14 protein-coding genes are annotated in these 14299 nt (G+C 62.8%); all 14 read left to right on the top strand.

Annotated elements, in window-relative coordinates; all coding sequences use genetic code 11:
- Positions 1-43: 43 nt before the first annotated feature.
- The 14 genes from FGK64_RS17505 to FGK64_RS17445 all read left to right on the top strand — a co-directional run bounded on the left by FGK64_RS17505 (position 44) and on the right by FGK64_RS17445 (position 14298).
- Positions 44-625 carry a TRAP transporter small permease gene (locus FGK64_RS17505; RefSeq protein ID WP_138865150.1) on the top strand — a complete coding sequence of 194 codons (582 nt, stop codon included), beginning with the start codon at positions 44-46 and terminating at the stop codon, positions 623-625.
- Positions 625-1941, top strand: coding sequence for a TRAP transporter large permease (locus FGK64_RS17500; RefSeq protein ID WP_138865149.1), 1317 nt, complete (start codon positions 625-627; stop codon positions 1939-1941). The genes FGK64_RS17505 and FGK64_RS17500 overlap by 1 nt, the downstream gene beginning before the upstream one ends.
- 83 nt (positions 1942-2024) lie before the next feature.
- Positions 2025-2792, top strand: coding sequence for a crotonase/enoyl-CoA hydratase family protein (locus FGK64_RS17495; protein WP_138865148.1), 768 nt, complete (start codon positions 2025-2027; stop codon positions 2790-2792).
- 6 nt (positions 2793-2798) lie between these two features.
- Positions 2799-3296 carry a MarR family winged helix-turn-helix transcriptional regulator gene (locus tag FGK64_RS17490; protein ID WP_138865147.1) on the top strand — a complete coding sequence of 166 codons (498 nt, stop codon included), beginning with the start codon at positions 2799-2801 and terminating at the stop codon, positions 3294-3296.
- On the top strand, positions 3289-5094 hold the full coding sequence (locus tag FGK64_RS17485; RefSeq protein ID WP_138865146.1) for a feruloyl-CoA synthase: 1806 nt from the start codon (positions 3289-3291) through the stop codon (positions 5092-5094). Before FGK64_RS17490 ends, FGK64_RS17485 begins: the two co-directional genes overlap by 8 nt.
- Positions 5095-5211: 117 nt before the next feature.
- Positions 5212-6753 (top strand): benzoate-CoA ligase family protein, encoded by a 1542-nt coding sequence (locus FGK64_RS17480; RefSeq protein WP_138865145.1) that lies wholly within the window; start codon positions 5212-5214, stop codon positions 6751-6753.
- Entirely contained in the window at positions 6750-7574 is an 825-nt protein-coding gene (locus tag FGK64_RS17475) for an alpha/beta fold hydrolase (RefSeq protein WP_138865144.1), read from the top strand. Before FGK64_RS17480 ends, FGK64_RS17475 begins: the two co-directional genes overlap by 4 nt.
- The gene (locus tag FGK64_RS17470; protein ID WP_138865143.1) at positions 7561-7998 is read left to right on the top strand and encodes a DUF309 domain-containing protein; all 438 of its coding nucleotides are present in this window, start codon (positions 7561-7563) and stop codon (positions 7996-7998) included. Before FGK64_RS17475 ends, FGK64_RS17470 begins: the two co-directional genes overlap by 14 nt.
- Positions 7999-8178: 180 nt before the next feature.
- Positions 8179-9840: a 2,3-epoxybenzoyl-CoA dihydrolase gene (gene boxC, locus FGK64_RS17465; RefSeq protein ID WP_138865142.1), complete on the top strand. Its 1662-nt coding sequence runs from the start codon at positions 8179-8181 to the stop codon at positions 9838-9840.
- 24 nt (positions 9841-9864) lie between these two features.
- Complete coding sequence (boxB, locus tag FGK64_RS17460; RefSeq protein ID WP_138865141.1) at positions 9865-11316, top strand: benzoyl-CoA 2,3-epoxidase subunit BoxB; 1452 nt, start codon at positions 9865-9867, stop codon at positions 11314-11316.
- A 176-nt stretch (positions 11317-11492) separates the two neighbouring features.
- On the top strand, positions 11493-11669 hold the full coding sequence (locus FGK64_RS22245; RefSeq protein ID WP_171054130.1) for a hypothetical protein: 177 nt from the start codon (positions 11493-11495) through the stop codon (positions 11667-11669).
- On the top strand, positions 11666-12859 hold the full coding sequence (gene boxA / locus FGK64_RS17455) for a benzoyl-CoA 2,3-epoxidase subunit BoxA (RefSeq protein WP_138865140.1): 1194 nt from the start codon (positions 11666-11668) through the stop codon (positions 12857-12859). The genes FGK64_RS22245 and boxA overlap by 4 nt, the downstream gene beginning before the upstream one ends.
- The gene (locus tag FGK64_RS17450) at positions 12860-13288 is read left to right on the top strand and encodes an acyl-CoA thioesterase (RefSeq protein ID WP_138865139.1); all 429 of its coding nucleotides are present in this window, start codon (positions 12860-12862) and stop codon (positions 13286-13288) included.
- A gap of 92 nt (positions 13289-13380) precedes the next feature.
- Positions 13381-14298 carry a helix-turn-helix transcriptional regulator gene (locus tag FGK64_RS17445; protein ID WP_138865138.1) on the top strand — a complete coding sequence of 306 codons (918 nt, stop codon included), beginning with the start codon at positions 13381-13383 and terminating at the stop codon, positions 14296-14298.
- Position 14299: the final 1 nt, after the last annotated feature.

The raw sequence follows: 14299 nt of genomic DNA, 5'->3' as shown, positions 1-14299 counted from the left end.
GATAGGCCGGAAAACGGCCACGCATCGGGCCAGGGGGTAGGCCATGAAACAGGTGATGATGGGGCTGTCCAAGCTGATGGCGGCCCTGGGCGGAATTGTCCTTAGCTTTCTGATCGTTCTGACCTGCGTGTCGATCGCGGGGCGCCTGCTGAACGGGCTGTTCCATGGATCGTTCATGCAATCCATCGCGCCCGGGTTTTCCGAATGGGCCATCGGTGCGGGCGTCGGCCCGGTCAACGGCGATTACGAACTGGTCGAGGCCGGTGTCGCCTTTGCCATCTTCGCCTTCATCCCGCTGTGCCAGATCACCAGCAGCCATGCCTCGGTCGATCTGTTTGCCGACTTTTTTCCCGACTGGCTGGACCGACTGCTGCGGATGCTGACCGAAATCGTCTTTGCCGGCGTGCTGATCCTGATCGCGTGGCGGCTGTATGACGGCATGATCAGCAAGCAGCGGTACATGGAAACCAGTTTCCTGCTGCAATTCCCGGTCTGGTGGGCCTATGCCGCCAGCCTCTTCGGCGCCGTGGTCTCGGCCATTGTCAGCTGCTACGTCGCGCTGGTGCGCGTTTACGAATTCGTCACCCGTCGCGGGGTGCTGGACAACGGTGTGGAGACGAACTGATGACTGCGCTCGAAATCGGGATTTATTCGTTTCCCGCGCTGATGATCCTTATCTTCATCCGCTTGCCGATCGGGCTGGCGATGTTCCTGGTCGGGCTGGTCGGGCTGATTCTGGTGACAGATGGCACCAATGTCGCCTTCTCGCGGTTGAAGAACGAAACCTACACGACCTTCTCCAGCTATTCGCTGACCATCGTTCCAATGTTCCTGCTGATGGGGCATTTCGCGACGCTGGGCGGGATGAGCACGGCGCTGTTCAAGGCGGCCGAGGGCTTTCTGGGCCACCGTCGCGGTGGGGTCGCCATGGCCGCCATCGGGGCCTGCGCGGGGTTTGGCGCAATTTGCGGGTCGTCGCTGGCGACCGCCGCCACCATGGGCCGCGTGGCGCTGCCCGAATTGAAGCAATACGGCTATGCCGGGGGCTTTTCGACTGCCACACTGGCCGCCGGCGGGACGCTGGGCATCCTGATCCCGCCCTCCGTGGTGCTGGTGATCTATGCCATCCTGACGGAGCAGAACATTGCCAAGCTGTTCCTCGCGGCCTTTATCCCCGGCATCCTTGCTGCCATCGGCTACGTGATTGCGATTTCCGTCTACGTCCGCTTGCACCCCGAAGCGGCAGGCACACGTCCGCCGGTGCCGATGCGCGACCGGTTCGTTGCGCTGATCGACGTGTGGCCGGTTCTGCTGGTCTTTGGTCTGGTCGTCGGCGGCATCTACATGGGGTGGTTCACACCGACCGAGGGCGCTGCCGTGGGCGCAGCGGGCACCGGGTTGATTGCATTACTGAACGGCGGGCTGACTTGGCGCACCCTTAGCGAAAGCTTCATGGTGACCGCGAAATCCACGGCGATGATTTTCTTCATCGTGCTGGGCGCGGCCTTCTACAACGGCTTCCTTGCGCTGACGCAAGTGCCGCAAGAGCTGTCGAATTATGTTGTCAGCCAGGGCTTCAGCCCGTTGACCGTGCTTTCGCTGATCCTTGTCTTCTACCTTGTCTTCGGCTGCCTGATGGACAGCCTGTCGATGATCCTGCTGACGATCCCGATCTTCTTTCCGGTGATCTCGGTGCTCGACTTCGGGATGAGCGCGGAACACGTCGCGATCTGGTTCGGCATCCTTGTACTGATCGTGGTCGAGGTGGGGCTGATCACGCCGCCGGTGGGTATGAACCTGTTCATCATCAACTCGATGGATCCGAAGACCCCGATTATCGAGACATATAAGGCGGTTATGTATTTCGTGGGCACCGACATCATCCGGGTGATCTTGCTGGTGGCTTTTCCCGCGATCACGCTCTTCCTGCTTCCCGGCTGACAAATATCTTGCAATGCCGGGAGGCGGATACTAACCATAATGGTTATAAGGTATAACTAAGTTTGTCGCTTGGGGAGGGCGCCATGGCTGAACCGTATCTGTTGGTGAAGGTCGAAGACCGGATCGCCACGCTGACGATGAACCGTCCCGATAAACGCAACGCCATGTCCGACGGGCTGCTGGCCGAGTTGGATGCGTTTTTCTCGAACATTCCCGACGGTGTGCGCGTGGTGGTGATGACCGGCGCGGGCGGGCATTACTGCTCGGGTCTGGATCTGAGCGAGCATGTTCAGCGCGATTCCGAACAGACCATGCGCCATTCGCGCAACTGGCACGCGGTGATGGACCGGATCCAGTATTGCGGCGTTCCGATCGTCTCGGCCATGACCGGTGCAGTGATCGGCGGCGGGCTGGAACTGGCAACCGCGACCCATGTGCGCATTGCCGAGCCTTCGGTGATCTTTCAGCTGCCCGAGGGGCGGCGTGGCATCTTCGTGGGCGGCGGGGCCACGGTGCGGGTGGGCCGCATCCTTGGTGCCGACCGGATGATCGAGATGATGCTGACGGGCCGCAAATACGGTGCCGAAGACGGCGAACGCCTTGGCCTTGCGCATTACGCCGTGGGCGAAGGCGAGGCGCTGCCCATGGCTTATGACCTAGCGCGCAAGATCGCCGACAACGCCGGGCTGTCGAACTATGTGATGGTGCAGGCGATTTCGCGGATCGAGGATATGGCCAAGGCCGATGGCTTCTTTGCCGAAAGCCTCTGCGCCGCGCTGACGCAGACCAGCCCCGACGCTGTCGAGGGGCTGGCCGCCTTCCTTGAAAAACGCCCCCCCGCGTTCCGGTAGGCCGGGATGCCTGGGTCCAGCCCTCGGGCCGGGGATCGGCCTGACGACAGCCTGATTGCAGCAGACCGCACGCTGCGCCAATTCTCGGGCTACACCATGAAGCGCGCGTTTCATGTGATTCAGTCCGATCTGAATGCCGCGCTGGCCCCTCTGGGCCTGCGGATGCTGAGCTTTTCGGCGCTGGTGGTGGTGGTCGACAATCCGGGCCTGCGCCAGTCGCAATTGGCCGAGGTGCTGGCGATCGAACGCCCGAACCTTGTTCTGGTGATCGACGAGTTGGAACGCGCCGGACTGATCTGCCGCAATCCTTCGCCCGACGATCGCCGTGCCTATGCGCTGGATCCGACAGAGGAGGGACGCGCGCTTTGCGGCACGGCGATCCACGCTGTTCAAGAGCACGAAGACCGGGTCGCCCGCGCTTTGGCAGAACCGGAGCGGCAGGCGCTGATTGCTGCGCTGCTGCGCATAGAAACGCCAGAGGAAGGGGAGACCTCGGATGGCTGAACTTGCAAACTACCGCCCGCATTACGTAACGCGCGAAGACCGGGCCGATGGCACGATCCTGCTGCGCTCGGGCTATGAACTGTCCGAATTCGTTGAAAAGACATCGGATTGGCTGCACCGCTGGGCCGAGTTGCGTCCCGATACCGTGTTTCTGGCTGAACGCGATGGTGCAGGCTGGCGCGAGGTGACCTATGCCGCCGCGCTGGCCGAGGTGCGCGCCATTGCGGGCGGGCTGCTGGCGCAGCGGCTGGGGCCTGACACGCCGATCCTGGTGATTTCGGGCAACGGGGTTGATCACGGATTGCTGACGCTGGCCGCGCAATATGTCGGCATCCCCATTGTCCCGGTGGCCGAGCAATATTCGCTGATCCCCGGCGCCCATGCGCAACTGCGCCACGTCCTGGGCCTGATCGACCCGCGCATGGTGTTCGCGGTCGATGGCGCGCGGTTCGCCGAAGCGCTGGCCATGCCCGAGATGGAAGGCCGCCTGCTGGTCACCAGCCGCAACACCGGCGCGGGGCAGACCGCCTTTGCCGAGCTGCGCGGCGATATGGCTGGCGTGGATGAGGCCGCCGCCAAGGTTGGCCCCGATACGGTCGCCAAGATCCTGATGACCTCAGGCTCTACCTCGTCGCCCAAGGGCGTGCTGACGACGCATCGGATGATGTGCGCCAATCAGGCGCAGCTGGCCGATGCGCTGCCTTTCGTGAGGGAAAACCCACCGCGTTTGGTGGACTGGCTGCCTTGGAACCACGTCTTTGGCGGCTCGCACAACTTCAACATGGTGCTGGCCAACGGTGGCAGCCTGTACATTGACGAAGGCAAACCGGCCAAGGGGCTGGTGGACACCAGCATCGAGAACAATGCGATGATCGGGGGCACGATTTCCTTCAACGTGCCGGTTGGCTTTGCCATGCTGCGCGACGCGATGCGCGAGAATGAAACCCTGCGCCAAAGCTATTTCCGCGACCTCGACATGATCTTCTATGCCGGGGCGTCGCTGCCGCAGGATGTCTGGGCCGATCTTGAATCTATGGCGCGCGAGGTGCGCGGCGACGTGCCCTTGATGACCTCCTCATGGGGGCTGACCGAAACCGCGCCCGCCTGCATCATTCAGCATGAACGCATTGACCGCTCGGGCATCGTGGGCGTGCCGATGACGGGCACGACAATCAAGATGATCCCGGACGACGACAACCGCTACGAGATTCGGGTGAAGGGGCCGAACATCATGCCGGGGTATTTCAACGACCCGGACAAGACGCGCGACGCCTTCGACGAAGAAGGGTTCTTTGTCACCGGCGATGCGATGGGCTTTGTCGACCCGGACGACATGAACAAGGGGCTGCGCTTTGACGGGCGGATTTCGGAAGATTTCAAGCTGACCACAGGCACCTGGGTGCGCGCCGCGCAATTGCGGCTCGATCTGCTGGTGGCGTTGGCGCCGCTGGTGGCCGATCTGGTCATCACGGGCGAAGGGCGCGACCAAATCGGGTTGCTGGTCGTGCCGGGGCCGGGGTTGGCCGCCCATGTCGCGGCGGGCGACGATGGTGCGGGGGCCGTGGTGTCCGATGCTGTGCGCGAGGCATTGGCGCCGCGCCTGACCGCGCTCGCCAGCAAGGCGGCCGGGTCGTCGATGCGGGTGACGCGCGCGATCGTTATGGCCGAACCGCCCTCGATCGCCGATGGCGAGATCACCGCCAAGGGCAACCTGAACTTCCGCAAGATCCTGACGCGCCGCCGCGCGCTGCTGGATCGCCTCTACGACGATGCCGACCCGGCTGTGATCCGAAGCTGACAATCAGACTTGCATTATAATGCCAGTTTCGGCACTATCTTGCACAATGCGCGTTGGACGCAGTTCAGCAGGGATTCGCCCGTTCTGGCGCCCCTGCGGACCACGGGGAGGAAAAGCATGGTGCAATCGGGGAACGCGGCCGTCTATTTTGTGGACCGGCACGTAAAGGAGGGGCGCGCCAACAAGGTGGCCTTCCGCGAGGCAGCGGGCGCCCGGCGCGCCATCGGATACGGCGAACTGGCGGATCAGACAGGCCGCATGGCCGATGCGCTGGCCCGCGCTGGTGTCACGCCGGAAACCCGGGCCGCGATGCTGGTGCTGGATCAACTGGAATTCCCGGTGATCTTCTGGGGCGCGCTCAAGGCCGGGGTCGTGCCAATCCCGCTGAACACGCTGCTGGCCGGCCCGGTGTACGAGGTGATCCTGAAAGACAGCCGCGCCGCCGTGGTCTTCGTGTCGGAAGAACTCTGGCCCGTGGTCGAGGATGCCATCAAGGCCAGCCCCTACGTCCGGCAGGTTGTGGTGATCGGTGAGAACGCGCCGGAAGGCACCACCTCTTACGTCGATTTCATCGCGGGGGCCGAGGCGCAAGACGCGCTGGATGTCTGCCCGGACGAAACCGCCTTCTGGCTCTATTCCTCGGGGTCCACAGGCCAGCCCAAGGGCGTGCGCCATGTGCACGGCAGCTTGCAGGCCACGTCAGACACTTACGGGGCGCAGGTGCTGGGCATCCGCGAGGACGATACGATTTTCTCGGTGGCCAAGCTGTTCTTTGCCTATGGCATGGGCAATGGCATGACCTTCCCGATGTCGGTCGGCGCCACCGCGATCCTGTTCAACGGCCGCCCCACGCCCGACAGCGCGCTGGCCGTGCTGGACGCGGAAAAGCCGACGATCTTCTGCGGCGTGCCAACGCTCTATGCCGCGACGGTCGCCCATCTGGAAAAGGCCGCAAAGCCCGACGCGCCGCTGCGCTGCTGCATTTCTGCGGGCGAGGCATTGCCCGAGGAAGTGGGCAAGAAATGGCGCGCGCTGTGGAATTGCGACATCCTTGATGGTGTTGGGTCCACGGAAATGCTGCACATCTTCCTCAGCAATGCGCCGGGCGATGTGGTGTACGGTACCTCGGGCGTGGCGGTTCCGGGGTATGACCTGCGGCTGGTCGATGAAACCGGGGCCGACGTGGGCGCGGGCGGTATTGGCGAGCTTCTGGTGCGCGGCGCTTCGGCGGCCGATGGCTATTGGAACCAGCGGGGCAAAAGCCGCGCGACGTTCGAAGGTGAATGGACGCGGACGGGCGACAAATACGAGCTGACTCCCGAGGGCCGATTTGTCTACTGCGGGCGCACCGATGACATGTTCAAGGTCTCGGGCATCTGGGTGTCGCCCTTCGAGGTGGAACAGGCGCTGGTCTCGCACCCCTCGGTTCTTGAGGCGGCGGTGGTTGCGGCGCGCGACGAGGAAGGGCTCGAAAAGCCGAAGGCCTTCGTGGTGCTGAAACAGGGCGTGGACGCCGACGGGCTGGAGCAGGATTTGAAAACCCAGATCCAGACCAAGATCGGCAAATGGAAATATCCGCGCTGGATTCACTTTGTCGATGATCTGCCGAAAACGGCGACCGGCAAGATCCAGCGGTTCAAGCTGAGGGAAGAGGCATGACGCTCGACTGGTCCGAAACCCCGACAACGCCGCTGATCGTCGATGGCGTGACGCTGGAATACTACGCGCTGGGCCCCACGCCCGATCAGGCGCCGACCATCGTCATGCTGCACGAAGGTCTGGGCTGCGCCGCGCTGTGGCGCGATTTCCCGCAAAAGGTGGCGCAGGCCACCGGCATGGGCGTCTTCGTCTATTCCCGCGCGGGTTATGGCCAGTCGGACGCGGCGCCATTGCCCAAACCGCTGGATTTCATGACGCGCGAGGCGGTGGATGTGCTGCCGAAAGTGCTGGACGCCATCGGGTTTCAGCGCGGCATCCTGTTCGGCCACAGCGATGGCGCGACGATTGCCGCGATCTATGCCGGCAGCGTGGCCGACACCCGCGTGCGCGGGCTGATCGTGATGGCGCCGCATTTCTTCACCGAACCGGGCGGGCTGGCCGAAATCGCCAAGGCGAAAGAGGCGTTCGAAACGGGCGGCCTGCGCGAGAAGATGGCAAAGTATCACCGCGACCCGGATGTGGCCTTTCGCGGCTGGAACGATGTCTGGCTGCACCCGGATTTCCGCAAATGGAACGTCTCCGAGGTGATCGACTATCTGCGCATCCCGACGCTGGCGATTCAGGGGCGCGACGATCAATACGGCACGCTTGCGCAGGTCGAAGAGATTGAATCGCGGTCCTATGCGCCGGTCGACATGGTGGTGATCGACGATTGCCAGCACGCGCCGCACCTGGAGCAGCCCGTGCCGGTGCTGGCCGAGGTGGCCGAATTCGCCGCGCGTCTGGAACGGATCGAGGCGGCCGAGGTTGAAACCGCCTAACCCGATCCCCCTGCCGGAGTTTGCCCATGTGCCGGGCACGAACGCGCGCCACCCCGAGCGCGCGTTCGACGTGTTTCACGACTCGGTGCGCGAGGGGATGGGGCCTGAGGACCTGCGCGACACGCTGGCCTGGCGGGCCGGGTGGCATTTCGTGGAACAGGGGTATTTCTGGGAAGCGCACGAGGTGCTGGAGCCGGTCTGGATGGCGCTGCCGCAAGGCGGCGCCGAACGCGCGTTTGTGCAGGGGCTGATCCAGGTTGCCAACGCGGCGCTGAAGCTGCGGATGAACCGGCCCAAGGCGGCGCGGCGGTTGTGCGACATTGCTGCCGGGCACCTTGATGGCCTGCCGGCCGAGATCATGGGTTTGCGGATCGAGACGGTGCAACGCTATCTTGAGGGGGTGCGGGTGCGCGCGAATCTGTGACCGGCGGCGGTGGTGCTGTTGCAATATAATGCATATCTTGCGCAGGTGATATTTCGCCGTACTGGTGTAAGTCAATGAAAACTATTAGAATTTTATGTTGCACTATTTTGCATCACCGGCTTTACGCGCGCCGCAAAACGCATTAAAGTGCATCCTAACTTAGCCATTCGGGAGGGACTCATGTCCAAGGTCATCGACTTTCAAACGGACCCAGCCAAGTATCGTCACTGGCGGGTGGAGTATGACGGCGACGTTGCCAACCTGTTCATGGATGTCGATGAAAAGGGCGGCCTGTTCGACGGCTACGAGCTCAAGCTGAACTCCTACGACCTTGGCGTCGACATCGAACTGGCGGATGTGGTCCAGCGGATGCGGTTCGAGCATCCCGAGGTGAAGGTTGTCGTGATGCAATCCGGCAAGGACAAGGTGTTCTGCGCGGGGGCCAACATCCGCATGCTCGGCGGCGCAAGCCACGCGCACAAGGTGAACTTCTGCAAATTCACCAACGAAACCCGCAATACCTTTGAGGCAGCCGAGGAAGACTCGGGCCAGAAATACATCGCTGCCGTGAAGGGCGCCTGCGCCGGGGGCGGGTATGAGCTGGCGTTGGCCTGCAACCACATCATGCTGACGAACGATTCCACGTCGTCCGTGGCCCTGCCCGAGGTTCCGCTGCTGGCGGTTCTGCCCGGCACAGGCGGCCTGACCCGCGTGACCGACAAGCGCAAGGTGCGCCGCGACCGCGCCGATGTGTTCTGTTCCATCGAGGAAGGCGTGCGGGGCGAGCGTGCCAAGGAATGGCGCCTTGTGGACGAGGTGATCGCCAACTCGAAGTTCGACGAGACGGTGAAGGAACGCGCCAAGGAATTCGCGGCGGCCTCGAAAAAGGCCTCGGGCCTGACCGGCATCGAGCTGACCCCGCTGGAGCGCAGCTTTGCCGAAGATGGCTCGGTTTCCTATTCGCTGGTCGAGGTCGCGATCGACCGTGACAATGGCCGCGCCACCATCACGCTGAAAGGCCCCGACGCCGAAGCGCCTGCCGATATGGACGCCTTCCAGGCCCAGGGCGCGCAGGCCTATATGCTGCGCCTGGCGCGGGAATTCGACGATGCAATCCTGCATCTGCGCCTGAACGAACGCCAGATCGGTCTGGTGGTGTTCAGCACCCAGGGCGACCCGGACACCTTTGCCGCGCATGAAAAACTGCTGCTGGACAATGCCGATCACTGGCTGGCCAACGAGGTTCTGAAATACTGGAAGCGCGTGCTGAAGCGGGTCGACATGACCTCGCGCAGCCTGGTTGCCCTGGTCGAACACGGGTCGTGCTATACCGGCGTTCTGGCCGAGCTGCTGTGGGCCGTCGACCGCAGCTACATGATGCTGGACGAATTCGAAGGCGACAATCGCCCGACCGCCGCCATCACGCTGACCGAGTCGAACTTTGGCACCTTCCCGATGGGCAACGACCTGACCCGCCTGCAGACCCGCTTCCTTGGCACGCCCGAGGATGTGGATGCGCTGAAAGACAGGATCGGCGAAAAGATCGAGGCCGACGAGGCCGACGACCTGGGCCTTGTCACCTACATTCTGGATGACATCGACTGGGAAGACGAAGTGCGCATCTTCATGGAAGAGCGCGCCAGCTTCAGCCCCGACGCGATGACCGGGATGGAGGCGAACCTGCGCTTTGCCGGGCCGGAAACGATGGAGACCCGCATCTTTGGCCGCCTGACCGCGTGGCAGAACTGGATTTTCCAGCGCCCCAACGCGGTTGGAGCCGAAGGCGCATTGCAACGCTATGGCAGTGGCCAGCGTGGCGAATACAACATGGAACGTGTGTAACAGGGCACGAAGGGAGTTACCGAAATGCTTGATCTCATCAACGTCAGCTACGACACGCAGATCCCCAACAACGTTGGGCTGAGCCAGGACAAGAAGGTGCTGAAGGCGCTGGAAAAATGGCACCCCGGTTACATCAACTGGTGGAACGACCTGATCCCGCAGAACTTTCAGGAATCGATGGTGTATCTGCGCACCGCCGTCAGCGTGGACCCGAAGGGCTGGGCCAAGTTCGACTATGTGAAGATGCCGGAATACCGCTGGGGCGTTCTGCTGGCGCCGCAGGTCGAAGGCCGCACCATCCCGATGGGCGAACATTACGGCGAACCCGCGTGGCAGGAAGTGCCGGGCGAATACCGCAACATGCTGAAGCGCCTGATCGTGATCCAGGGCGACACCGAGCCGGGATCGGTCGAGCAGCAGCGATTCCTTGGGCTGACCGCACCGTCGCTGTATGACATGCGCAACCTGTTCCAGGTGAACGTGGAAGAAGGCCGCCACCTCTGGGCGATGGTCTATCTGCTGCAGAAGTACTTTGGCCGCGATGGCCGGGAAGAGGCGAACGACCTGCTGGTGCGGTCGTCCGGATCGGACGAAGCGCCTCGGATGCTGGGCGCCTTCAACGAGGAAACGCCGGACTGGCTGTCGTTCTTCATGTTCACCTACTTCACCGACCGCGACGGCAAGATGCAGCTGGAATCGCTGGCGCAGTCGGGCTTTGACCCGCTGTCGCGCACCTGCCGCTTCATGCTGACGGAAGAGGCGCACCACATGTTCGTGGGCGAAACCGGCGTGGGCCGCACCATTCAGGCCACCATCGAAGCGATGAACAAGGCCGGGATCACCGACCCCTACGACATCAACAAGATCCGCGATCTGGGCGTGATCGACCTGCCGACGATCCAGAAAAAGCTGAACCTGCACTACACGCTGTCGCTTGACCTGTTCGGGCAGGAGGTGTCGACCAACGCGGCCAATGCCTTCAACTCGGGCATCAAGGGCCGTTTCATGGAGCAGCGGATCGACGACGATCATCAGCTGAAGGATGCCACATACGACGTGTGCACCATCAAGGACGGCAAGATCGTCACCGAAAGCGCCCCGGCGCTGACCGCGATCAACATGCGCCTGCGCGACGATTATGTCCGCGATGCCGCCGGTGGCGTGGGCCGCTGGAACAAGATCATCGAAAAGGCCGGTGTCGATTTCGCGTTCAAGATGCCGCACGAAGGCTTCCACCGTCAGATCGGCGTGTTCAGCGCCGTGGCGGTCGACCCCGATGGCAATATCATCTCGTCAGACGAATGGAACAAGCGCAAGGATGAATGGCTGCCGACGAAGGCCGATGGCGATTTCATCCAGTCGCTGATGAAGCCCTGCTACGAGCCCGGCAAATACGCCACGTGGATCGCCCCGCCGAAAGTCGGGATCGACAACAAGCCCGGCGATTTCGAGTACGTCAAACTGCACATGGCCTGATGGCCGCAGGCGGCGGCGCGCCACGACTGCGCGCCGCTGCCACACCAGCCGCCCCGATCCGAAGGAGCCTTTGTCGGAATCGGTACGGATGTGCTAAGGTGAAGTCGGACACATTTCTGTTCATGAACGACTGTTATCTTTTAGCATCCAGACCTTTTGTATCGGAGTATCCCGTCATGATGATCAGCCGCTCTCAACCCGCCAGTCAGAATGTTTCGGTTTTGGCCCAGCAGCTTTCGGGCCTGAACGGCCCCTGCGTGGGCTGCACGCAATGCGATGGGCTGTGCGCCGCGCTGATCGACGCCTTGACCGTTCCGGAGGTCATCCTGTCACGTAAACGCGAGTCGCAATGAACAAGCCGCTCAAGCAGCACCTGATCGACCCCGAAATCTGCATCCGCTGTTACACCTGTGAAATGACCTGCCCGGTGCAGGCCATCGAACATGACGACAACAACGTCGTGGTGGATGCCAGCAAATGCAACTTCTGCATGGATTGCATCCCGGTCTGCCCGACCGGCTCCATCGACGAATGGCGCGTGGTGAACGAGCCCTATTCGGTCGAGGAACAATACGAATGGATGGAGCTGCCCGAGCAGCAAGAGATCGAAGCCGGTGAAACCGGCGACGCCGACACCGAGGCGCTTGACGATGCCATGGCCGCCCTGCTGGCCGAGGCCCACGCCGGGGCAGGGGGCAAGGCGCGTGCGCCTGCAAGCGCGTCCAAGCCCACGATCAACATGTACAACCTTGGCAAACCGGCCGAGGCCAAGGTGCAGGGCAACTATCGCCTGACCGATGCCGACAGCGACAGCGACGTCCGCCATATCATCCTGGATTTCGGCAGCCTGCCGTTCCCGGTGCTGGAAGGCCAGTCCATCGGGATCATCCCGCCGGGCGAAGGCCCGGATGGCAAGCCGCATCTGCCGCGCCTCTATTCCGTATCTAGCCCGCGTGACGGCGAACGCCCGGGCTACAAAAACGTGTCGCTGACGGTAAAGCGCGAAGAAAACGGCATCTGTTCCAACTACGTCTGCGACCTGGCCAAGGGCGATACCGTCAAGGTGACCGGCCCGTTCGGCGCAACCTTCCTGCTGCCGTCCGATCCGAATGCGCATCTGCTGATGATCTGCACCGGGACCGGTTCGGCCCCGTTCCGCGGGTTCACCATGCGCCGTCAGCGCGAAACGCCGTCGGTCAGCGATTCACTGACGCTGGTGTTCGGCGCGCGCCGTCCGGCGGAACTGCCGTATTTCGGCCCGCTCAAGAAGGTGCCCGAACGCTTCATGCAAAAGCTCTTCGCCTTCTCGCGCGAGGCGGATGCGCCGAAGAAATACGTGCAGGACCGTCTGCGCGACGAATCCGAAAAAGTCGCCAAGCTGCTGTCCGATCCGCACGGCCACATCTATATCTGCGGTCTTAAGGCGATGGAAAAGGGCGTGGAAGAGGCGCTGTCGGACATCGCGCGCGGTGCCGGGCTGGTCTGGACCGAGGTGCGCGATGCCATGCGCGAAGACGGCCGTTACCACGTGGAAACCTACTGAATGGGTGATACGCCCGCGTTTGAACATGCCGTGCGCGTGGGCTGGGCCGATTGCGACCCGGCCCAGATCGCCTATACCGGGCGGCTGCCGCTCTTCGCGCTCGAGTCGATCGATGCTTGGTGGCAGCACGCGCTGGGCGGCTATTCCGGCTGGTATTATCTTGAAACCGAATTGGGTTTCGGCACACCCTTCGTGAACCTGTCGATGGATTTCCGCGCGCCTGTGACGCCGCGCCATCCGTTGATGTGTGAAGTCTACCCGACCCGCCTTGGCACCAAGTCGATCAGTTTTGCGGTCAAAGGCCGTCAGGATGGCGTGCTGTGTTTTGAAGGCAGTTTTACCAATGTCTTCACGCAGGCGGCCTCGGTCAGCACCCGCGAACCCCCGCCGGAAATCCGCGCCATCATCGAACCGCTGATCCGCGCATAACGTGGCCGCTGCAAAGGCAGTTGCAAAAGCAATTGCCTAATTCCGCCGCGCCGTCGTAAGATGTGCATTATAGTACACACAGCGGCACATCCATGACCGAAATCACCAACTTCCGGGGCGAACGCATGGCCGCGTCACCGGAATCCCACGCCGAGGACGAAGTCGCCGCGCTGATCGCGCGCGTGGGCGAACGTGTGCGCAAGGCCCGGGAACGCAAGGGAATTCCGCGCCGGGTGCTGTCGGACATGTCGGGCGTCTCGCCGCGCTACCTGGCCCAGCTCGAAGCGGGCGAGGGCAATATTTCCATCGGGTTGCTGCAACGGGTCGCTATTGCGCTGGACCACCGGATCGAGTGGCTGATGGGCCGGGACGATCCGTGGACGTCTGACGCGATGCGGGTGGCTGAATTGTACCGCGCGGCCACTGCCGATACGCAGCAAACCGTACTGCGTGCGCTTAGTCCCGATTCAAATGAAACCCGCCGGGCGCAGCGGGTCTGCCTTGTGGGTTTGCGGGGGGCCGGAAAATCGACACTGGGCCGGATGGCGGGCAAGGCGCTGAACATCCCCTTCGTCGAGTTGAATCGCGAGATCGAAGAGCACAGCGGCATGCCCGTGGACGAGGTTCTGGCGCTCTACGGGCAGGAAGGCTATCGCAGGCTCGAAGCGCAGGCGGTCGAACGGGTGCTGTGCACCCACGACACGATGATCCTGGCCGTGGCGGGTGGTATCGTGGCCGAGCCGGATACCTACGCAACCCTGCTGGCGAATTTTCATACCGTCTGGCTGAAAACCACGCCCGATGAACACATGTCGCGGGTGCGCGCGCAGGGCGATGAACGCCCCATGGCGGGCAACCCCGAGGCGATGGATCAGCTGAAATCGATCCTGACAAGCCGCGAGTCGCTGTACGCGCGGGCCGAGGCGCAGTTGAACACTTCGGGCAATACGGTTGATCAGTCGCTGACCCAGCTGATCGCGCTGATCCGCGATCGGGGGTTTCTTTCCTGAC

It is taken from the genome of Arenibacterium halophilum, assembly GCF_005938225.1.
GTDB classification, from domain to species: domain Bacteria; phylum Pseudomonadota; class Alphaproteobacteria; order Rhodobacterales; family Rhodobacteraceae; genus Arenibacterium; species Arenibacterium halophilum.
The sequence above is the reverse complement of the archived record's forward strand: the minus strand, read 5'-3'. Positions and strand labels throughout refer to the sequence as shown.